This is a genomic window from Butyrivibrio sp. NC3005, from assembly GCF_000424545.1.
Classification (GTDB): Bacteria; Bacillota; Clostridia; order Lachnospirales; family Lachnospiraceae; genus Butyrivibrio.
On sequence record NZ_AUKC01000050.1, the window covers coordinates 1 to 22,396 of the forward strand.

Consider the following 22,396-nt stretch of genomic DNA (forward strand, 5'->3'; position numbering starts at 1 on the left):
GTTTCGTGAGAACAAAAGTCAAGTGGCAAACTGGTCCAAGGCGAAGCCTTTTTAAATGACCAGTTTGCGTGTTTTTTGGAACGCAGTGACAAAAAAGAACTACATTCAAACATTAACTTGTAAATAGGGGGACTGACTATGTTTTTTTTATTCTGGATTTTATTTGCAGTAGTATTTTTAAAGCTTATTATGTTTGCACTTAAGGCTTCATGGAGCATTGTAAAGCTTATTTTTTGTATTGGATTTTTACCAATTATTTTGATAATAGTAGCAATTGAGGTTTCGATTTATTTGGCAATTCCTGTTCTTGTATGTGTAGGAATTTATTCTTTGGTTAAGAGTTTGTAAGTAGTAAGTAGTAAAAAATAATTAGCTGCTGGTTACTTGAAATAGTAAACAGCAGCTATTTTTCTTAGGAGGTTTGTTTTGAGTCACAATCACCATCGCAGCGCGTTTTCAGGTAAACTGGGCTTTGTATTATCAGCGGCAGGAGCTTCAGTAGGACTTGGAAATATTTGGAGATTCCCGTATTTGTGTGCCAAATACGGCGGAGGAGTTTTTCTTTTGGTCTACATTGTTTTAGCTCTAACGTTTGGATATACAATGATTATAGCAGAAACAGCTGTAGGACGTGCGACGAAGAAAAGTCCGGTCGGAGCTTATAATTTTTATACAGAGAATAAGCTTATGAGAGTAGGAGGGTGGATAAATGCTATTATTCCTATTCTGATTGTTCCATATTATTCTGTTATCGGCGGATGGGTATGCAAATACCTGTTCGAATATATAAGAAGTGATGCGAATAAAATTGCAGAAGATGATTTCTTTGGAAATTTCATTTCCAATGGAAGGTCTGCTGAGATATGGTTTGTAGTGTTTGCTGCGATGGTTTTGTTTGTTATCATTATGGGTGTGAAAAACGGTATTGAACTTGTATCCAGAATAATGATGCCTATATTAGTAGTACTTGCTGTTATTATCTGCATTTATTCGGTAACAAGACCTAATGCTATTGAAGGTGTTAAGTATTTTCTTATACCGAACATGGACAACTTCTCTTGGATGGCTGTAGTATCGGCTATGGGACAGATGTTCTATTCTTTATCAATTGCTATGGGTATTCTTATTACTTTTGGTTCATATGTTAAGAAAGAAGTCAGCATTGAAAACTCAACTTTTCAGGTTGAAATATTCGATACTGCAATTGCTATCTTGGCAAGTTTGATGATAATTCCGGCTGTATTTGCATTTTCGGGCGGTAATCCAGAGACTTTGAAGGCTGGTCCTTCACTTATGTTTATTACTATGCCTAAGATTTTTGCCAGCATGGGAATGGGCAAGTTTATTGGAATTTTGTTCTTTCTTCTTGTATTATTTGCAGCATTGACAAGTGCTATTGCTCTTCTTGAAAGCTGTGTTTCAACTTTCTCAGATGAGTTTAAGTGGAGTAGAAAAAAGGGTGTTGCAGTAATGGCTGTTATAATGCTTGTTCTTGGCTCTTTATCTTCACTTGGAAATGGACCACTTTCAAATGTTAAGATTGTAGGTATGCAATTCCTTGACTTCTTTGATTTCTTGACCAATTCTGTAATGATGCCTATTGCGGCATTTGCAACATGTATTCTTATTACCAGATATATGGGAATTGCCAAGGTTGAAGAAGAGGTTACATATGGAGGACATCAGTTTAAGAGAAAGTTTGTTTTTAACTTTATGATTAGATTTTTGTGTCCTGTATTTGTAGTGATTATTCTTATTAGTTCAATTGCAAACGTGCTTGGATTTATTGAGATGTGATTTTTTATTAGAATATAAGAGGGCAGCGCATTTTATATATTGCGCTGCCCCTTTTTAAAACTTACATAAAAGCTACTGCTTATGTGTTGTAATAAAGCATTTACATTTAGTATTCTAGGCTTTTGCGATTCAGTTAGAGGAATAAACAGACATAATTGTATCAGCAACGTCTTCTCGATACCAGTTTAATTTTTTTCTATTGAATATCGCAAAATGTTCATTTCCATTGTCGTACAGGCCGTTATCCCAGTAGTAGCAAGGTATACCAAGTGACTTTGCTTTTTCAAGGTAGTCTTTTGCCCAAGCGCATACGTCTTTGTTGTTATGATTCTTATCAACAGCACCATATTCTGTGATCAGAACTGGAATACCTTTATTAATAAATATTCTTTTCAAATCTTCAAATACACTGTTAATATCGCTTTTGTGTGAACCATCCCACCCATCGATTCGCCAGGACTCTTTTACATCATAGGTAAAAGCATATGGTGTATAAGCGTGAATTGATACAGCAAGGTGGCTGTCATTTGGTATCTTGAGGTTTCCTATTGTAGAAATCTCAGGAGACGATGCAAAGCTTGTGATTAGAAGGAGTCTTTTTTCGTTGTTTCCTCCTGTAGAGCGGACGGCATCTACAAAGGTTTGGTTTAATCTGTCAAGACATTTTCTTCCTTCGCTTGTGCCGCCGTTCCACTCGTTCTCGCCACCTTTTACTCTTGGTTCGTTAAGACCTTCAAATACGAGATGGTCGCCATATTTCTTAAAGTGTTCTGCTATCTGTTTCCACAGTGCTGACACTTTAGCATCAACTTGATCTATATGCTTATTATCAGGAATTCTCCATTCTTCTTCGTGGTGGGAGTTGAGTATTACGAACATTCCATCACTAAGAGCGTAGTTTACAACTTCTTCAACTCGCGCTATCCATGCTTCATCAATAGCATATTCTGGAGCATTTCCCATATGGTCAGCCCAAGTGACTGGTATTCGTATGCAGTCAAAGCCTTTGGAATGTACTGCGTTAATCATTTCTTTGGTGGTCTTTGGGTTACCCCAGGCGGTCTCATCAGACAAACCTTTGGTTCCATATGCATCAAAGGTGTTTCCTAGATTCCAGCCTGTTTTCATTTCTGCGACAAGTTCTGTTGGTGTAATATCACGCATAACATCGCTCCCTGTTTGTGTCCTTGATTTGCAGCCTGCAAATCCGCTCATACTAAGTGCGAGTATAAGACCGGCAGCGCATAGAAGTTTCCTGTTCATAAGTTTTTTCCTTAATCATGAAGCCATTCAATTGATTTCAAACTACAGTTACCTGTACCATTATATGTCAGGAAAAGGGCAGATGCACCATTTTGTTTCATAAAGTGTGCAGAAGCTTCTGTCCAGATGTTATTTCCGACTACAGAAATAGTGCCCAGTACATCACCGCCTATATTGCGTCTGATTTCAAATATTCCATTACAGTAAGCTCTAGTCTTTATCTTTAAGCCTGTTGCATCTTTAAGATCAAAGTATTTAAAGCCGATTGTGGTACTATCTACAATATCCTTAATATAGGCTGTCTTCTGATCTCCATCTCCGCCTTCCTGTACCACTCTTGGAACTGTAGGCTCTACATAAATCTTTGGCTTGTTTGTAAAGATGTTGCAGGCAATGTAAGAAGGATACTCGCCATTATCAGAAAGAGGACCATTATTCAAACCGCAGGAAGTGATTTCAACCTGATTGATAGATCCGTTCTCGTTTATGACGATTTTCTCAGCACATCCCTGACGGCTGAACCAGTTGCCATTTGTATGACGATGATAGAAGATGTACCAGTCATCTCCGATTTCTACTATGCTTCCGTGGTTGTTTGCACCGTAAGCTGATGGAGTTTCTGCATCTTTGTATCCGCCTATATGGAGATCACAGTTACTTACAATAACTCCGCCATAGGAAAATGGTCCATAAGGATTCTTGGAAGTAGCATAGCAAAGCTCATGCATAACTTCTGAAGAGTAAATAAAGTAATATGTATCACCGTGCTTTCTGATAGAAGGAGCTTCAAAGAATGCGTGATGTTCGAATTCTGTACCCTGGCTATAGCAGCTTCCCGGAACTACGAATATAGGAGACTTCTTGATTGTAAGCATATCTTTGTCCAAAACAGTCATCATAGCACCATGACGTGATTTGTCGCCTTGTCCGCAGAATCCTGTATAAAGATATGTCACATCACCTTCTGTAAGAACACCTGGATCGAACTGTGGTTCATCACCTTCTCTTTCACCAAGGCGTATGCCGTCTTCGTAATGAACATATCCATAGAAGGAGAATGGACCTTGTGGAAGAGTACTTACAGCTACAGATACTACGTTTACTTTGTCTAAGACATAGTAAAGATAGTATTTTCCATCAGGACCTACTGTTACGTCAGGGGCGTAGAGGCACATATGTCCGTCTCTGTTGAGAGGATCAGCTGTTTTAGGGTAGATTACACCCTCATAATGCCAGTTTCCAAGGTCGTTTATTGATGCGGACCAGCAAACATAATCGCCAAGGCAGAATGTTTCTCCGTTGTACAAATCGTGAGAACCGTAAACATATACACGATCTCCGAATACGTATGGCTCACCATCAGGAACATATTCCCATGATGGAAGATAAGGATTTACAGCCTGTTTTTTGCTGTTTTGACGGATGCCGCCTTCTTTTTTGAGCTTTGCACCGCCGCCTAGAAATTCCATTTCGTTTCTGTCTTTATCAGAGAAAGGAAGCCATTCTGGAAGTGGCTGCGCTGTTCTTCTATATGCAAGGTCTGTTCCTGAGGCAATGTTGCGATTATCGGAAATAAACCAGTCATATTCTGGATCGTTTGGATTGCCATACTTTACAAAGTTTGCAACGTAGTCGCACATCTGACGGGCAAGTTCATAGTGATGTCCTGTATATGGTCTATGACACATATCAAGAGAGTCAAAGAAGAACCACAAATCGCAGGAGTGGAAAGTCCCTGGGTGGTTATCACCAAGATGTCCATCACCAGGAATATCCGGATCGAAACGATAGTAATAATGTGGCTGTTTGCTTCCGTTTTTCTCTGCGTCAAGGAATGCGCTCTTTACAGAGTGTTCTACTGTGTTGAATCCATTTATAGAGAATTCATCAGAAGTATTACCAGATATAATAGGAGCATCTGCACACTGGCCGTTTACAAATCTTTCCACTGGATCACCAACACAGAATTTGCCGTCTCTAATAGGGAACATTCTTGGATGATCTTTTACATACTCATCATATTTTGCCAAAAGAGTTTTGGAATCGATTTCTCTTGCTTCATCAAGACTTGATACACCGAGGAAGCTGAAGAAATCTTCACCTCTTTTTTCAGCTTCTTCAAGTGTTACAGGGCGGAAGATGTCTTCGCCTTCTTTTGGCTGACGAATTATACCGCTAAGTACAATAGCGCCTTTAATCTTGTCAAAGTTTTGCTCGCAGGTGAACTGGTGCATTACGCTTGAACCGCCAGCTGATTGACCAGCAATGGAAATCTTATCTTTATCGCCGCCGAAAGCTTCAATATTTCTGTAAACCCAGTTAAGACCAGCCTGCTGATCAAGAAGACCAAAGTTTGCAGGTGCATCCGGATTTTCTTTTGTAAGTTCAGGATGTGAGAGGAATCCGAAACATGCAAGTCTATAGGCAACACTGACTACGATGATGCCTCGTCTTGCAAGTTTTTCTGCGTCGAATTCCATCTCTGCTGTATATCCCCACTGGAATCCGCCACCATAGAACCATACGAGAACAGGAAGCTTCTCATTTGAAGCTTTGGCAGGGGTCCATACATTAAGATATAGACAATCTTCGCTCATAGGAATTTCAGGATCTACATGCCACTCGCGGCAGTACAAATCTGTTCCTAGACCAGGTGTATTTTGATAGGAGATAGGACCAAAGCTATAAGCTTCCAAAGTGTCTTCCCAATTCTTACAAGGCTGTGGTGCTCTCCAACGATTTTCGCCAACCGGCGGTGCAGCAAAAGGAATGCCGCGGAATACTGTTACTCTAGGGTCTGAACAAGGCAGACCTTTAACTTTTCCATTTTCAACTTCTGTTACTCTTAACATTTTCGCCCCCTATATTTAGATTTGAAATATTCGGAGGGTCATAAAGTATTGTTTTATTTTCTTGCGCAGTTAACACTAAGTACTTACTGCTACTTTTGACCCTGCTGTCATATATTCAAATGTAATAGTTTCAGAAGTGAAATTCTATTCATAAATTGCGATAGTTTGCCTATTGTTTGCTTTTTATCTATAGTAAATTCTATTGGATTATAAAAAACTCTGTTTCTTTAAGGCTTTTCAAGCTCGTTGTTAAAATCGATTTGCATTAAAGAATATTCACCATCATCTTCGAGCATGCTGATGGCGTTCACAGCTTCTTTAATTTCAGCTTTTGTTTTTGCTGTATCCTCTTTTAATCTGAACATTTGTCCGTAGCAATACATTTCATGGATGTCTTTGAATCCCGAATAGTTTTTTTGCAGAAACTGTGCCATGTTATAACATAGCTTCATGCATTCAGGCCCGGACAGGAATTCTATCTGATAGCATAAGCCGGTTATACGATAAATGCGCATTAAGTCATAGGCTGCGAGGGCATTTTCACCATGCTTTGCGTATGCAAAGGCTGCACCAAGGTAGCAAGTCGTGTCAGAATCAAATTTAGTGTTTTCAAAAGCCTTATAATCATCTACGGTATCATTTATTACGTCTTCAGCTGAAAAGTCTTTTCCATAACGAGCTATGATTTCTTTTGCAGCTTCTTTTACTTCGGGATGTTTTTTTACAAAAAGCTGGTATTTGGAATTAGTACCATACTTGATCAAATCGTCAATTGTATCAGTTGCACCGATGGTGTTTTTGCTGCTTTTTCTTGCTTCAATTCCCCATGCATTTTCAAGATAGTCCTTGGCATTATAAGCTGCGTCGCTGTCAGGATCTTCAATCAAATGGCCGCCAAGAGCGTTCATATCGCCATTTTCAAGGCATGCGTAAAAAGAAGTGACATTGCAGCCAAAAGAATATGGGCTGTCTGAATCGATGTCATCATCAGGTATTCTCTCACCTGTAGCGTTAGAACGTGAATAATCAATAAGGATACTGTCTGCATAGTAATTGCGATCCATATGGAAGTTTTTATAAATATATCCCAAAATTATTGTTGCAATAATAAAGATTAACGCTATTCCGAAAGAAATAATCTTTTCAAAAATCTGAGGCTCTGTTTTCTTTAGATATTCCTGTTCTGTAAGAAATTCATCATAAACATTCGCATTTAGATAAATTCTAGACAGCGTATTACCGTCAGTATGATAGTTTTTTATTTTGGAAAAAGTAACAACATGATTACTTGGTATGTTTATGAGTGCACCATTAGGGAGCATCATAATGTCATAGATTGTATAAGTACTGTTTTTGGCACTGGCAAGTTTGGAACCGGCAAACACAGCGTAGTAAGGCTGCATATCTTTGAAAAAATATTTATCCTTTAACTTGACTGATATCATGATAGGTAATTTCTCCAGAGTCAATCCCATAATGAAATAGGAGGCAATAAATGCAATACGATATTTTCCGGAAGGAATAAACTTAAAATTATCAGTGAATAGATAAATAATAAAGAATAGCAAAATTATTAAAAATGATGCTACTATCAGAAAATTTAAAAATGTGCGAAGCTTTGAAGGGCGGGAAAGTATTTCGGATTTCTTTGGAACTCTTCTTCCAGCAAAAGGTCCTTCTTTAAAATAAACTTCATTATTTCTTAGCTCATATTTTTTCAGTTCATCTACACTATTTAAATTAATACAAGTGTTTAAAAGTATATAGCTAAGTAGGTCTATGGAGTGAGCATCTAGAGCATCTATCTTTGCTTCTTCCATCTTTGAAGCAGACTTTGCATAGCCTGCATTTTCTACTTGTGTAAGAAAACATTTCTTTAGACTTTCTCTTTTTTCACGTCCTAAGTCGTTTGAATTATTATTTGAAGATAAAAATGACATATTCTGCCTCTTTGATAATTTTGTAATAAATTTGTAACGTTGAATAATATAATAGTACAATTAGTGACAATAGTAAATGCCGTTGCTGCCTACTTACATAATACTCATAAACAAATCCGGTTCAGTGCTCATATATAGAATTTGCTAAGCAAAATTCGTCCAAAGCTTTTGAATCACTTTCGCATGAAGTAAGCGTCAACAAGCTTTATACTATCTTGGAGTGTAACACACAATGACTAAATAGCAATATCTGGAAGAAGAATAGCAATATTTAAGTAGTGTTTACGGGAGAAAAACTATATAGTCAAATAATAGAAGGAATATCGTTCCTTTTTGTGTTTACCCAAGATTTGCTACATATAGTCCAAATGAAAATGGGGTAGATGTAGCATGAAAAAAGAGACTATATCTTGCTTACTCTCTGCACTTGCTATCACAGCTATGCTAACGGGATGTGACGCTACGGGTAAGCTTTCAGGAAAAGCAGATTCCAGAGATGAAGTTTTGGAAAATGATAGTAGTAAAGAAATGGAGATAAATTCAATGAGTACACCAGATAAAATGTTTGAAGGTATTAATGTATTACAGAGTAACAAAGCAGTTACAGATAATAACCCTGTCATGGTACAGCGTTTTGGTGCAGATCCATATGCACTTGTATATAATGGCAGAGTATATCTGTATATGACAGGAGATAAGGTTTCTTATAATCCTGATAAGACAGTAAAAGAAAATACTTACGGCAATATTGATACAATCTGCGTTATCTCGTCTGATGATCTTGTAAACTGGACAGATCATGGAACAGTATATGCAGCAGGCAGAAATGGAGCAGCTTCATGGGGAGCAAATTCATGGGCACCGGCAGCAGCTTACAAGAAGATTGATGGCAAGGATAAGTTTTTCTTATATTTTGCTAATAATGGAAATGGCATTGCAGTTCTAGAAGCTGATAGCCCTGTAGGTCCATTTACAGATCCTATTAACGGACCACTTATTTCAAGAGAAACACCTACATGTGCAGAGGTAACATGGCTGTTCGATCCGGCTGTTCTTATGGATGATGATGGAGAAAACTACATTTACTTTGGCGGCGGTGTTCCTAGTCCTGATAAGGCTTCTAACCCTGGAACAGCAAGAGTTGCTAAGCTTGGCAAGGATATGATTAGCATTGAAGGTGATCCAAAGCCAATCGAGAACGTATCTTATCTTTTTGAAGATTCCGGAATCAATAAGATTGGTGATACATATTTCTATTCTTACTGCACTAACTTCAATGTTACAGATGAGGCAGTAAAAGAACATGGTTTCCACATGGGTGAAATCATGACAATGAAATCAAAGAATCCTATGGGACCTTTTGAGGAATGCAATCCTGTTCTTCAGAATCCTGAACACTTCTTTGGCCTTGGTGGAAACAATCATCATTGCATGTTCGAGCTTGACGGACAGTGGTATATTACATACCATGCTAGAATTCTTGAGGAGAAGATGGGCATTAACGGTGGATACCGCAGCACTAACGTAGATAAGCTTGTTATTAACGACAAAAATGAGCCAGCTGCAAGTGTTGGAACAAGAACAGGTGTTGATCAGTTGAAGGCATTTGATCCTTATGTAGAAACAAAGGCTGTAACAATGTCTAATGCAGCAGGTATTACTACAAAGCAGTTCGGAGAAGATGCTGTAAAGTATGGCTCAGGTGATATGATTGTTTCTGGTATCACTGACGGAGCATGGATTTGCGTAAGTGGTGTGGACTTCGCAGCAGAGGGTGCAGATAAGATTACTATCAAAGCTCTTGGATCAGGAAAAGGAGCAGTTAAGATTGCACTCGATAGCCCTTCAGGAACAGTAGCAGGTTATGTTGGTGTTTCCGAACTTGGAAAAGACCTCAAGGAAATCTCTGCAGCACTTGACAGCAAGATTACAGGAAAACATAATCTTTACTTCGTATTCGCTGGAAAAGACTATGAACTTTATTCTTGGAAGTTTGAGAAATAATAATTAGAATAGCATAAAATAAAAAATGACTTCTTGAAGATGATTATATTTAATCTCTACAAGAAGTCGTTTTTTTATTTGATGAGTTTTGCTGGATTGTAATATTTCACAAGCAGAACTGTTTATAAATTTTCCTTTTCTTTACGCAGTCCTCCGCAGCATATTGTTCTATATTCCCCCGGAGTGCATCCTTTTTTGAGTTTGAAAGTTCTGTTAAAAGTTGAAATACTGGCAAATCCTGACAAAACAGCTATGTCATTCATTGAAAGGTTATCTTTTGTCAGCAAAAGTTCTGTTGCTTTAATCCTTTGTTCGATAAGGTAATCGTAGAATGTACAATTCATATATTGCTTGAAAAGTCTAGAAAAATGGTATTTTGAAAAACCACTGTATGCTGCAGCATCTTCGAGCGTAATATCGTTTGTATAGTGATGATCTATGAAGTCGATTGCATTATTTAATCTTTCAAAATACTCTCTTCGTTTAAGTGGAGTGTTGTCTGTAAAGAGCTGTATTCCATTTAAGTTGTATCTTGAGATGAGGGTTATTATCCTAAAGAGATACGCATAAATTGAGAATTCATAGAACTCTGTTTTCTGGAAATACTCTTTCCAAATGAGCGAGAATAATTCATTTACTTCGTCGTAAATTGGTGCGAATTTATCAGGAGATATATGGATGCTATCGCTAAGCATAGTAATAAGACCTGAATAACCTCTTACAGATGAAAAAAAGTCGATGTCAAACAGGCAGATGTATCGTTCTCCAAATTTTGGAGAGTGAAGTGAATGCTTTTTCCTAGGAGGAATAAAAAGTATATCTCCGGGAACTATGTGATAGTGCTTATCTTCTATATTAATATCATAGCAATTAGTGATTGGTACTATAATCTCCATTGCGTTATGCCAATGAGTCGGATAATCACAGTTTAATTCGTTATACCATATTCGTATGGAACTTCCCTTTGGAAAAATGTGTTTTTCGTTACTTCCTTCTATTATTCTTTTATTGAAGTCAGTATTCTGGTGGTAATAATCAAGATTTAAGTTAGCGCCCTTCGTTAACATTAAATTGCCCCTTCCAAGTTATATGTTTTTTGTTTACCTTCTATATAATTCCAAATAACATAAAAATTATTTTTGAATATCATAAATTTAACACTTACCCTCATATATAGCATATTATATAGAATGACGAGAAAAATCTTCTCAAATCTTGCTATCGATAATCAAATCTTGCTTGATTTATATAAAAGTATTATAATGAGTACGGCGATTTTGTGAAAGATGCACAAAAATGCGAAACGATTTTTTGCACACAAATAGCAATATGTGAGAAGTCATTAGCAAGATATGAGAAGCTAAAGCGACAGAAAGCCATTATGCTATATATGTAAATCGTTAAACGCGATAAAAACGTATTAGCAAATTTTGGGAAACGCAAAAACACAACGTAGGGGAGGTAGATGAGTGTACAGAGGGGGGAAAACCCTTGCTGCTATTCTGGCAGCAGTAACCACATTGACTCTTTCAGCATGTGGTAGTTCACCACAAAGTGCAGCGGAAGAGAGCAATAGTGTTCTTGATTCTAGTGTGAATTCCAAATCAGAACAGTCTAGTACTTTCGCATCAACAACTAAACAGGCAAGTGCAGATGAGGAAACCTCTAAAGAAGCTGAGATTCCAGCGCTGCGAGATTGCGTAGATCAAAAGCTTGGCTGCAGAGTGGGATGCGCGCTAACAGGCGATGAACCTTGGGATATTAAGCTTTGGAACATCGTCACAACACATTTTAATGCAGTGACGTTGGGAAATGAGCTTAAACCGGATTCACTTTTTGGATATAGCGTAAGCAAATGTCCGGGAACCGAGGAAACAGAGCTTAATGGCGAGAAGATCACTGTTCCGGTTTTGAACTATTCTAAGCCAGAACGAATCTTGAACAAGTTCCTTAAATGGAACGAGACACATCCAGATAGGGAGATTAAGATTAGAGGACATGTTCTTGTATGGCATTCTCAGACACCTGAATGGTTTTTCCATGAAGATTATGACAAGACAAAGCCATACGTAACATCAGAAGAAATGGACAAGAGACAAGAGTGGTACATCCGCGAAGTCCTAACTCATTTTACCGGAGAAGACAGCAAGTACAAGAGTCTTTTCTATGGCTGGGATGTAGTAAATGAAGCTGTTTCTGATGCTACAGGAACTTATAGAACTGACAAAGAAAAGCCTGAAGAGGCTCTTTCCGAGGACAGGCATGGAAGCAACTCTAGCTGGTGGCATGTTTATCAAAGCGAAGACTTTATAATCAATGCTTTTAAATATGCTAACAAATATGCACCACAAGAATTGGAATTGTATTACAACGACTACAACGAATGCAGCGCTCAGAAGAGGGCTGGTATCGTAAAGCTTCTTGAAGCTGTTAAGGCAAAGGAAGGAAAACCTGGCGAAGGAACAAGAATCACAGCCATGGGCATGCAAGGACATTACAATGTAGCTTCTCCTTCTGCTGCTGATGTTGAAACTTCAGCAAAGGCTTATGGAGCAGTAGTTGGCAGTGTACAGATTACTGAATGGGATTTAAGCGCCAGTGATGATTACGACGGAAGTGACGAGCAAAAAGAAATAGAGTATGAAAAGCAAAGAAAGACATATAACCTTATGTACTACGCTTTGCAATCAGCCAAAAAATCAGGCATAAATATTTCTGGAATCACTTTCTGGGGCACGATAGATACCTATTCATGGCTTCAGTTCCGTTCAAATGTAGGTGGCGGAAGCAAGAAAGAACATTCACAATGCCCGCTTTTATTTGACGGTAACTATGAACCAAAGCCTGCGTTCTGGGTATTTACAGAAACTAAATAACTGTAAAGGAAAGTAAGGACTTAAGAGCATGAGCAAGACATTACAGAAAATAATTGTAATTCTAGGAGTCATCGCGGTCTTGGTTGGAGTATGCGTGGCTTTATCTCATACTGAGAGAAAAGATTTCCATAAGAAATACGAAAACACAGATTTGACCAAAGATGTCGAAGGAATGGAAAGAAAAGGTACCTATACCGGTTATATTCAGAGCCACAAAGACGCTGGCAATCCGGATAAGGATATCGAAGTTGATTTGTTCAAATACGAATCAGTTGGTGACGTTCATGTAGAAAAGGCAGCTGCGAAAGATAAGTCTGATGCACTGTTTACTGGAGATAATTCAGAAGTTACATGGACAGTTGACGTCCAGAAGGAAGGAATGTACCAGCTCTACATCGAATATAAGCTTCCAGAATCCAGAGGCGTTCCTGCTGAAAGAACTGTTCAGATAAATGGTGAGATTCCATTTGAGAGAGCAAGAAACATTTCTTTTACAAGAATGTGGCAGGATGAAGGACCTGTAAAAGTGGATAATCAGAAAAACGAGATTCGTCCAAGACAGGTTGAATACATTGACTGGCAGGATGCATATTTCAAAGATGGAATGGGCTATGAGTCAGAACCATATTCATTCTTTTTCAAGAAAGGCGAAAACAAGCTGACATTTAGAGCTGATAACGAGCCAATGCTTCTTTCAAAAGTTGTAGTAAAGGCTATCGAGAAGAAGCCTACATACGAAGAGTATCTGGCAAGTCAGCCAAAGGAAAACGAAAGTGATACTGCAAAGAACTTTCAGCTTGAGATTCAGGGGGAGAAGTCAACACTTCGTTCAGAGTCATCTCTTTATGCAAAGTATGACAGATCTTCACCTACAACAGTTCCAAACAGCGTAACAAGAACAGTTCTTAACTACGTTGGTGGTGAAAGCTGGAGTACATCTGGTCAGTGGATCGAGTGGAAATTCGAAGTTCCTGAAGATGGTTTCTATAACATCATGGTAAAGGGAAGACAGAATTATTCTAGAGGATCTGTATCGAACAGAAGTGTATCTATTGATGGAAAAGTTCCTTTTGAAGGACTTAACGAAGTATCTTTTGAATATGCAAATGACTGGAACAGTCTTGATCTTGCAGATAAAGAAGGTACACCGTACAAATTCTATTTAACAAAAGGTGAACATACAATTCGTCTTGAGGCAACTCTTGGCGGAATGGGCAAAATCCTTGAAGAACTTGAAGATTCAACATACAGATTGAATCAGATCTACCGTAAGATCCTGGTTTATACAGGTGCAAGCCCGGATGTATATCGTGATTATCATATTGAAAAGACATATCCAGAAGTTATGGAAGCTATGGATCTTGAGTCCAAGCGTCTTTACAAGATTGTTGATGACATGGTTGCATACAGTGGTCAGATGGCTAACAACATTGCAACAGCGCAGACAATTGCACAGCAGCTTGAGCGTTTCTGTGAAAAGCCACAAAAGATTACAACAGAATTTACAACTTTCAAAGATAACATTACATCACTTGGAACTGCTTCACTTAACATGAGTGAGACAAAGCTTGATGTTGACTACCTTGTTGTATCAGGTACAGGAGTTGAGCCAGAAAAAGATAAGGCAAACTTCTTCACAAAGTTCTGGCATGAAGCAAAGTCATTTGCAGCATCCTTCTATGTTGATTACAACTCAGTAGGTAATGTATATGATGATAAGTCAAGTGATGATGTCGTTAAGGTTTGGGTACTTACAGGTCGTGACCAGGGTACTATCTTAAAGACAATGGTTGATGATGATTTCACAGCTAACTCAAATGTAAAAGTTAACGTAGAAATCGTTGATGCAGGTGCACTTCTTAATGCAGTACTTGCTGGAAGAGGACCAAATGTAGTTCTTTCAGTTGGTGCAGATCAGCCAGTTAACTACGCACTCAGAGGTGCAGCAGAAGATATAACACAGTTTGATGGATGGCAGGAAGTTCTGTCACACTACTCAGAAAGCTCTTATGAGCAGTTCAAGCTTAACGGTGGTATCTATGGTGTTCCTGAAACACAGACATTCAACGTAATGTTCTACCGTAAGGACGTTATGCAGGAACTTGGACTTAAGACACCACAGACATGGAAAGAGCTTATTGAGATGCTTCCTACAATTCAGGGTAACAACCTTACAGTTGGTATTCCTACAGCAGCAGGTAGCAGTGGTGCAGCAGCATCTTCAACAGCTATTATGTCCAACGCTCCAGACCTTTCAATGTATTTCTCACTTCTGTATCAGTACGGTGGTGATATGTACAACGAGGATGGAACAAAGACAACAGTTAACTCCGAAGCAGGTGTTGAGGCTTTCAAAGATTATGCAAGATATTTCAATGATTATGGAATTCCTACAGTATATGATTTCGTAAGCCGTTTCCGTTCAGGTGAAATGCCAATCGGAATTGCACCGTATTCAACATATAACACGCTTATGGTTTCAGCTCCTGAAATTAGAGGACTTTGGGATTTCACACTTATCCCTGGAACCGAGAGAACATCAGCAGATGGAAAGACATACATTGATCGTTCCGATTTCATCACAGGTTCAGCTACTATGATGATTAAGACAGATAAAGAATCTCTTAGAAATGCTTCATGGGAATTCATGAAGTGGTGGGCAAAGGCAGATACACAGGTTCGTTTCGGTCGAGAGATTGAAGCACTTCTTGGTTCTTCTGCAAGATATGCAACTGCAAACAGAGATGCATTCTCAAATCTGTCATGGAATGCGGACGATATCAAAGTTCTTAATGAACAGTGGAATCATACAGTTGGTATTCGTGAAGTTCCAGGTGGATATTTCACAGGACGTCATATTTCCAATGCTATTCGTAAGGTTATAAACGAACGAGTTGATGCACGAGAAACTATAATTGATTACTCCATCTTGATAGATGAAGAGATTAAGAAGAAGAGAATAGAGTTTGGTATGCCGGTGGATAAATAATCCACCTGGTATCCCAATCGATTTTGGGAGAGCAGGAAATGAAGGAATATCTTCAAAAATACTTGGCACTGCGAAAGCATAATATGAGCGTAGCTTGGAAGAAAGCAAAAAATCGCAAGATGTGTTACCTCTTCCTAGCTCCCTATGCCATCTTATTTACGATGTTTTATGTGTTCCCTGTAGTAGCCTCCATATACTACAGCTTCACATATTACAATATACTTGAACCTCCAAGGTTTATAGGACTTCAGAACTATATCAGTCTTGTATTACAGGATGATATCTTTCTGATTGGCGTAAAAAACACATTAATGATAGCACTCATTACTGGACCGCTTGGGTATATTTTATCATTCCTCTTTGCATGGCTCATAAATGAGCTGCCCAGATGGATCAGGAGTATAGCAGTAATTGTTTTTTACGCCCCTTCCATAGCAGGTAACTGTTACGTTATCTTCTCAGTATTCTTTAGAGGAGATGCTTATGGATACGTAAACGCATTCCTTATGAATGCAGGTATTATTGATTCACCAAAGCTTTGGTTCATTGATCCTAAATACATGCTTCCAATCTGTATGCTTGTTATTTTGTGGATGAGTCTTGGTACAGGATTCCTTTCTTTCGTAGCTGGTCTGCAGGGTGTTGACAAATCACAGTTCGAAGCAGGATACATGGACGGAATCAAGAACCGTTGGCAGGAGTTGTGGTATATAACACTTCCGAATATGAAACCTATGCTTATGTTCGGTGCGGTTATGTCCATCACACAGTCCTTCGGTGTAGCTGACGTAACAATGGCACTTTGCGGATATCCTAGTACGGATTACGCAGCACGAACTATCGTTACACACTTGTTTGACTATGGTTTCTCCAGATTTGAAATGGGTTATGCATGTGCCATAGCAACAATTCTGTTCTTGATGATGATCCTTTGCAATAAGGCGATTCAAAGTCTGTTAAGGAGAGTAGGAACCTGATATGAGCAAAAAGCTGATTAAAAAGAGAAAGCCGAATCGATCCATTGCCGGAGACATCGCTTTATATTTGTTCTTGATATTAGTTGCCTTTATTATGGCTTTTCCGCTTATATATGCTGTAAGCAGTGCTTTAAAGCCGTTGGATGAATTGTTCAAATTCCCTCCGAGAATTTTGGCACAGCATCCAACATTGGACAACTTCTCGGATTTGTTTGTAACCATGGGTAAGTCATGGGTTACATTTACAAGATATTTGTTCAACACAGTACTCATTACATTTGTAGGAACATTTGGACATCTTATTATTGCATCTATGGGTGCATTCGTACTTGCAAAGTATGACTTCCCAGGAAATGCAGGCTTCTTCAAAGTTGTAACAGTAGCCATGATGTTCACAGGTTGGGTAACACAAATTCCTAACTACCTCATTCTTAATAAGCTGGGATGGATTGATACATACTGGTCAATCATAATTCCTGCATTTGCTTCTCCAATGGGACTGTTCCTTATGAAGCAGTTCATGGAAGGTCTTCCAACCTCCCTTATCGAAGCAGCAAAGATTGATGGTGCAAATGAATGGAAAGTATTTTCTGGAATTGTTATGCCAAACGTAAAACCGGCATGGATGACACTTATTATTTTCTCTGTACAGGGTTTGTGGAATAATAAGGCATCAACATACATTTATTCAGAAGAGCGTAAGACACTTGTTTATGCATTACAGCAGATTCAAAGTGGTGGTATTGCAAGAACTGGACAGGGTGCAGCTGTACTTGTAGTTGTAATGATTGTACCTATTATCATCTTTGTATTTTCAGAGAGTCAGATTCTTGAGACTATGGCTAGTTCCGGTCTGAAGGATTGAGTTGAAAGGTTGAGGCGGTATGCAAAAGAAGAATCTCATCAAAAAGGCCTGCATGGTCGTATTTGCAGCAGCAATAGCTCTTTCGCCAATGCAGGTTCAGGCGAAGGAAGCCGGATACACCTACAACTACGACTATTGGGGCGATGTACAGGACAGCCCGGATTTATATTCTGTTGGTAAGGTTTTCACTTCAACAGAATTAGGGTTAGACGTAAAGTTGAAAAATCCACAGGGAATGTTCGTTAAAGACAATACAATTTATCTGTGTGACAGCGGTAACAACCGAATCCTCGTAATCGAGAGAAAGTCACCTGAAAAGCTTGAAGTTGTGAAAATAATAGATAGCTTTACAGGCGCAGATAAAACAAAGTTCAACAACCCTACAGATGTCGCAGTTTCAGAAAATGGAGACATTTTCGTAGCTGATCAGGGAAATGCAAGAGTATTAAAACTTGACAAAGACCTGAACTACATTATGGAATTCGTAAAGCCGGATGACAATACACTTGATCCAAAACTCGTATTCCAGCCCAATAAAATCGTAATTGATACTGCAGAACGTATGTACTGTATCGCAACTGGTATTAACAAGGGTCTTGTTAAATATGAGAGCGACGGAACATTTGCAGGATTTGTAGGAGCAACACCGGTTACATATAACTGGACAGATTACATTTGGAAGAAGTTTGCCAGCCAGGCTCAGAGAGCTAAGATGGAATCTTTCGTACCAACAGAGTATGAAAACATCTTCATGGATAGAGAAGGTTTCATCTATGCAACAACTTCCGTTAAGGTAGAAGACGGAGCAACAAAGCCATCCTCAGACGCAGTTAGAAAGCTGAATCTTATGGGTAGCAATATCCTGGTTCAGAATGGTGACTGGGATGTAATGGGTGATCTTTATGTAGGCTCTGGTGGTGGTTACGAAGGACCTTCTATTTTCACAGACATAACAGTATTAGACAATGATGTTTATGCTTGTCTTGATAGAAACAGAGGAAGAGTATTCGGCTACGATGATCAGGGTAATATGGTATTTGCATTTGGCGGAAACGGAAATATGGATGGATATTTCAGAAGACCAAGCGCAATCGAACATGTTGGCCGTGAGCTTTATGTAGTAGACAGTCTTGATTGTTCTATCACATCATTTGTACCTACAGAATTTGGTAACACTGTTTATAAGGCAATGGATACATTCGATGAAGGTAAATATGATGAGTCTGGTGAAGCATGGCGTGAAGTTATGAAGATGAATGGTAACTATGACCTTGCTTATATCGGAATAGGAAGAACTCTTCTTAGACAGAAAAACTACAAAGAGGCAATGAAGTATTTCGAATTAAAGTATGATGCTCAGAACTATTCCAAGGCTTTCAAGCAATACAGAAAACAGTGGGTTGAAGAGCATATAGCACTTATTGTAATAGTACTTCTTTTGCTTTTCCTTGTTCCACTTTCTATTGGAAAGATTAAGAAGATTAGATACGAAATTGACACAGCAGACTATTTCCAGAAAGAATTGCGCAAGGGCAGGTGAGGATATGAGAATCGAAACAAAGAAATTTGATAATCCAAGAGAAAAATACATAGACTCCCTGAAATTTTCACTTTATTGCATGACACATCCACTTGATGGTTTCTGGGATCTAACACATGAAAAGAGAGGAACACTTGCAGCAGCAAATACAATTCTTTTCCTTACAGTACTTATCAGATTATTAAAGCTTCGTTATACAAGTTTTATGTTCATGAAAGTGTACTGGGAAGAATTGAATATCTTCCTCTACATTGCAAGTATCCTTTTCCCACTTGCTCTTTGGGTAGTAGGAAACTGGGGACTTACAACATTGTTCGATGGAAAAGGAAAACTGAAGCAGGTATACATGGCAACATGTTATGCACTTGTTCCATATCCGCTTATTCAGTTTCCACTTATGATTTTTAGTAACTTTGTAACTGTTGAAGAAGCGCAATTTTACAGTGTACTCAGTTCTCTGACACTTTTCTATGCAGCGATTTTAGTAATCGCAGCTATGGGACAGATACATGAGTACTCAGCGGGAAAGAATATTCTTTTTACCGTAGCGACTTTGTTTGCAATGCTAGTCATGATCTTCATTCTGATGATCTTCTTTAGCATGATTTCGCAGGGAATATCTTATTTCGTATCCCTTGCGAGGGAATTGATGTTCCGATTATAGGGAGTTACAAGAGGTGACTGACTTGAAGACAGAAAAGAATAAAAATAAGAATGAGCTATCTCAAAAAATACTGAAGGCGGTGCTTAAACGCCTGCCTTCAATCATCTTAGTTCTGATCATCGTGGTCATTGCTGTAGTAGTCATGAACTATAAGACTCCTGAAGAAAAGCAGGAAGCAGTTGCACCATATTCCTTCGAAGGGGATGATAAGCCAGTTGTAGTAGATAATGGCGAACTTAAGATGGTAATGGATCCTAAGACTACAGAGTTTTCACTTGAAGTTAAGGACTCAGGAAAGGTTTGGTACTCCAATCCTAAGGATGCCGACAAGGATACAAAGGCACTTGAAGACCAGAAAGACCTTCTTCAGTCAACACTTGTAATGTCTTACTCCGTTACACAGGGTCTTGAGACAACATATAACTCATATGCATTTAGTGCTAAGAATAACATCTATGAAATCGTTCCTGGAAAGGACGAGATTAGAGTTAATTACTCACTTGGTAATGTTGAGAAAGAATATGTTGTTCCACCTGTAATTACTGAGGAAAATCTCAATAACTGGTTTTCCAAAATGGAAAAAAAGGATGCAGACCTTATTAAGCAGTACTACAAAAAATACGATATCAACAAGCTTACAGCTAAAGATAATAAGGACGAACTCCTTGCAAACTATCCGGCACTTGCTGAAAACGTAATCTATGTACTTCGTTCAACAACAAAGGAGAACGTTAAGAAAAAGCTTCAGGAGCAGTTTGAAGCAGTTGGATATACCTATGATGATTACCTTGAAGACAAAAAGCTTGACCTAGCTGTTAAGACAAATGACACTCCGGTATTCAACATTAGCGTAATATACAAACTTGAAGGAAAAGATCTCGTAGTTGAGATTCCTTATAGCGAACTTAAGTACGATAAGAATACACCACTTTATTCCATTACTCCACTTCCATACTTTGGAGCAGGTGGAGTTGATGATAAGGGATTCATGATGGTTCCTGAAGGTGGTGGAGCACTTATTAACTTCAATAATGGAAAGACAGCACAAAGCAGCTATTATACAAACATTTATGGATGGGATATGTGTCTTGGAAGAGACGCAGTAGTACATAACACAAGAGCCTACTACGGAGTATATGGTGTATCTGAAGGAGAAAACTCTTTTGTATGTGTACTTGAAAACGGAAGAGCATATGCTTCAATTCAGGCAGATATTGCAGGAAAGAGCAACAGCTACAACTACGTAAATGCCAAGTATTCCATCACACAAAGAGAACGTTACAACGTAGGTGATATTGCTAACAGTGAAATCTACGAGTACCTTCCAAAGCTTCCAGATGAGTCAATTTCACAGAGATATAGATTCATTGATTCTGGTTCATATGTAGATATGGCAAAGGATTATGGAAAGTATCTTGACAAAGAGTATGACGGATACATGGAAAAGAAAGAAGATGATTCAACACCTGTTGTTATCGAGGTTGTAGGAGCAATCGACAAGGTTAAGCAGATTGTTGGTGTTCCTGTTTCCAGACCTTTGAAGCTTACAAGCTATAAAGAAGCTGGAGACATGATTGATAAGCTTACAGATGAAGGTGTAAAGAACATCAGCATTAAGCTTACAGGATGGTGTAACGGTGGTGTAAATCAGAAGATGCTCTCAAGTGCCAGCACAATCGGTGCTCTTGGAAGCTCCAAAGATTTAAAGAATCTTGTTTCCAAAGCAAATGAAAAGGGTGTAACAGTATACCTTAACGGTATTACACAGTATGCTTATAACAGCAACATTTTTGATGGATTCTTCTCTTACAGAGATGCAGCTAAGTTCATCAGTAAGGAAAGAGCAGAGCTTTATGAATACAATCCGGTTACATACGGAAAGAGAGACAGCGGCAAATCTTACTTCCTTCTTCACACAGAAAAGGCTGAAAAGATGGCTGACAATCTTGTAAAGGCTGCAGAGAAGTACAATGCAGGTGCTTCTTTCCAGGATCTTGGTGAAGACCTTTCTTCTGACTTCTATAGAAAGAAGACATACAGCCGTCAGGAAGTTATGAAGCGTCAGACTCAGAAGATGAAAGAGTATGTTGATAAGAAAGTTCCTATTATGGTTAACATGGGTAACGATTATGCTATTCCATTTAGCACAATGGTAACCAACATGGATCTTAGAGGAAGCGAGTACACAATACTTGATGAAGCAGTGCCTTTCTTCCAGCTTGCTGTTCACGGAAGAGTTAACTACACTGGTAAGCCAATTAACATTTCCGGAAATGTTGAAAATGAAGTTCTTTACAGCGCTGAGTATGGTGCAGGACTCTATTTCACACTGATGGATGAAACAAGCTTTGCTACACAAAAGACTCTTTATACACAGTATTATGGTTCCAACTATGATTCCTGGAAAGACAAGATGCTCGAGATCTACAACCGCTATAACAAAGAGCTCGGACATATATTCAATCAGGAAATGGTAGGACATGAAAATATTACCAACGACGTATCTGTAACAAAGTATGCTGATGGAACAAAGGTATATGTAAACTATGGATATGGCGATTATGTAACAGATGACAATGTAAAAGTTCCTGCAAGAGATTATGTAGTAAAAAGATAAAGGAAGGCGCTT

General features: G+C 38.6%; 14 protein-coding genes. 10 read left to right on the plus strand and 4 right to left on the minus strand.

The genetic code is table 11. From position 1 onward, the window contains the following. Positions 1–138 precede the first annotated feature (138 nt). Positions 139–348 carry a hypothetical protein gene (locus G634_RS0112570; RefSeq protein ID WP_035800014.1) on the plus strand — a complete coding sequence of 70 codons (210 nt, stop codon included), beginning with the start codon at positions 139–141 and terminating at the stop codon, positions 346–348. 78 nt (positions 349–426) lie between these two features. Then, a complete protein-coding gene (locus G634_RS0112575; RefSeq protein WP_026505584.1) occupies positions 427–1,797 on the plus strand; it encodes a sodium-dependent transporter in 1,371 nt (456 codons plus the stop codon). Between the two features lie 129 nt (positions 1,798–1,926). Here the strand turns inward: G634_RS0112575 and G634_RS19140 are convergent, their stop codons facing one another. The 3 genes from G634_RS19140 to G634_RS0112595 all read right to left on the minus strand — a co-directional run bounded on the left by G634_RS19140 (position 1,927) and on the right by G634_RS0112595 (position 7,852). Next, on the minus strand, positions 1,927–3,060 hold the full coding sequence (locus G634_RS19140; protein ID WP_035800016.1) for a glycoside hydrolase family 5 protein: 1,134 nt from the start codon (positions 3,058–3,060) through the stop codon (positions 1,927–1,929). Positions 3,061–3,071: 11 nt separating this feature from the next. Next, on the minus strand, positions 3,072–5,912 hold the full coding sequence (locus G634_RS21905; RefSeq protein WP_330364826.1) for a carboxylesterase family protein: 2,841 nt from the start codon (positions 5,910–5,912) through the stop codon (positions 3,072–3,074). Positions 5,913–6,139: 227 nt separating this feature from the next. Further along, complete coding sequence (locus G634_RS0112595) at positions 6,140–7,852, minus strand: DUF1266 domain-containing protein (RefSeq protein WP_026505586.1); 1,713 nt, start codon at positions 7,850–7,852, stop codon at positions 6,140–6,142. Positions 7,853–8,242: 390 nt separating this feature from the next. Here G634_RS0112595 and G634_RS0112600 point away from each other — a divergent pair, with 390 nt between their 5' ends. Further along, positions 8,243–9,856, plus strand: coding sequence for a glycoside hydrolase family 43 protein (locus G634_RS0112600; RefSeq protein ID WP_026505587.1), 1,614 nt, complete (start codon positions 8,243–8,245; stop codon positions 9,854–9,856). Positions 9,857–9,978: 122 nt separating this feature from the next. Here G634_RS0112600 and G634_RS19145 read toward each other — a convergent pair whose 3' ends face one another. Continuing rightward, a complete protein-coding gene (locus G634_RS19145) occupies positions 9,979–10,923 on the minus strand; it encodes an AraC family transcriptional regulator (RefSeq protein ID WP_035800019.1) in 945 nt (314 codons plus the stop codon). 402 nt (positions 10,924–11,325) lie between these two features. Here G634_RS19145 and G634_RS0112610 point away from each other — a divergent pair, with 402 nt between their 5' ends. Genes G634_RS0112610 through G634_RS0112640 form a run of 7 tightly spaced genes read left to right on the plus strand, consistent with a single transcriptional unit; the run spans position 11,326 to position 22,384 of the window. Then, positions 11,326–12,732: an endo-1,4-beta-xylanase gene (locus G634_RS0112610; RefSeq protein WP_026505588.1), complete on the plus strand. Its 1,407-nt coding sequence runs from the start codon at positions 11,326–11,328 to the stop codon at positions 12,730–12,732. A gap of 28 nt (positions 12,733–12,760) precedes the next feature. Continuing rightward, positions 12,761–15,721, plus strand: a complete 2,961-nt coding sequence (locus G634_RS0112615) for an extracellular solute-binding protein (RefSeq protein ID WP_026505589.1) — start codon at positions 12,761–12,763, stop codon at positions 15,719–15,721. A 38-nt stretch (positions 15,722–15,759) separates the two neighbouring features. Further along, positions 15,760–16,698 carry a carbohydrate ABC transporter permease gene (locus tag G634_RS0112620; RefSeq protein WP_026505590.1) on the plus strand — a complete coding sequence of 313 codons (939 nt, stop codon included), beginning with the start codon at positions 15,760–15,762 and terminating at the stop codon, positions 16,696–16,698. A gap of 1 nt (position 16,699) precedes the next feature. Beyond that, positions 16,700–17,563 carry a carbohydrate ABC transporter permease gene (locus G634_RS0112625; protein ID WP_026505591.1) on the plus strand — a complete coding sequence of 288 codons (864 nt, stop codon included), beginning with the start codon at positions 16,700–16,702 and terminating at the stop codon, positions 17,561–17,563. A 19-nt stretch (positions 17,564–17,582) separates the two neighbouring features. Further along, positions 17,583–19,103, plus strand: coding sequence for a hypothetical protein (locus tag G634_RS0112630; protein ID WP_081676615.1), 1,521 nt, complete (start codon positions 17,583–17,585; stop codon positions 19,101–19,103). A 4-nt stretch (positions 19,104–19,107) separates the two neighbouring features. Then, on the plus strand, positions 19,108–19,767 hold the full coding sequence (locus G634_RS0112635) for a Yip1 family protein (protein WP_026505593.1): 660 nt from the start codon (positions 19,108–19,110) through the stop codon (positions 19,765–19,767). 22 nt (positions 19,768–19,789) lie between these two features. Next, positions 19,790–22,384 carry a DUF5696 domain-containing protein gene (locus G634_RS0112640; protein ID WP_026505594.1) on the plus strand — a complete coding sequence of 865 codons (2,595 nt, stop codon included), beginning with the start codon at positions 19,790–19,792 and terminating at the stop codon, positions 22,382–22,384. Positions 22,385–22,396: the final 12 nt, after the last annotated feature.

Coding starts and splice junctions, on each gene's coding strand:
- G634_RS0112570 (WP_035800014.1), top strand. CDS start 139: ATGTTTTTTTTATTCTGGATTTTATTTGCAGTAGTATTTTTAAAGCTT.
- G634_RS19140 (WP_035800016.1), bottom strand. CDS start 3,060: ATGAACAGGAAACTTCTATGCGCTGCCGGTCTTATACTCGCACTTAGT.
- G634_RS21905 (WP_330364826.1), bottom strand. CDS start 5,912: ATGTTAAGAGTAACAGAAGTTGAAAATGGAAAAGTTAAAGGTCTGCCT.
- G634_RS0112595 (WP_026505586.1), bottom strand. CDS start 7,852: ATGTCATTTTTATCTTCAAATAATAATTCAAACGACTTAGGACGTGAA.
- G634_RS0112600 (WP_026505587.1), top strand. CDS start 8,243: ATGAAAAAAGAGACTATATCTTGCTTACTCTCTGCACTTGCTATCACA.
- G634_RS19145 (WP_035800019.1), bottom strand. CDS start 10,923: ATGTTAACGAAGGGCGCTAACTTAAATCTTGATTATTACCACCAGAAT.
- G634_RS0112615 (WP_026505589.1), top strand. CDS start 12,761: ATGAGCAAGACATTACAGAAAATAATTGTAATTCTAGGAGTCATCGCG.
- G634_RS0112620 (WP_026505590.1), top strand. CDS start 15,760: ATGAAGGAATATCTTCAAAAATACTTGGCACTGCGAAAGCATAATATG.
- G634_RS0112625 (WP_026505591.1), top strand. CDS start 16,700: ATGAGCAAAAAGCTGATTAAAAAGAGAAAGCCGAATCGATCCATTGCC.
- G634_RS0112630 (WP_081676615.1), top strand. CDS start 17,583: ATGCAAAAGAAGAATCTCATCAAAAAGGCCTGCATGGTCGTATTTGCA.
- G634_RS0112635 (WP_026505593.1), top strand. CDS start 19,108: ATGAGAATCGAAACAAAGAAATTTGATAATCCAAGAGAAAAATACATA.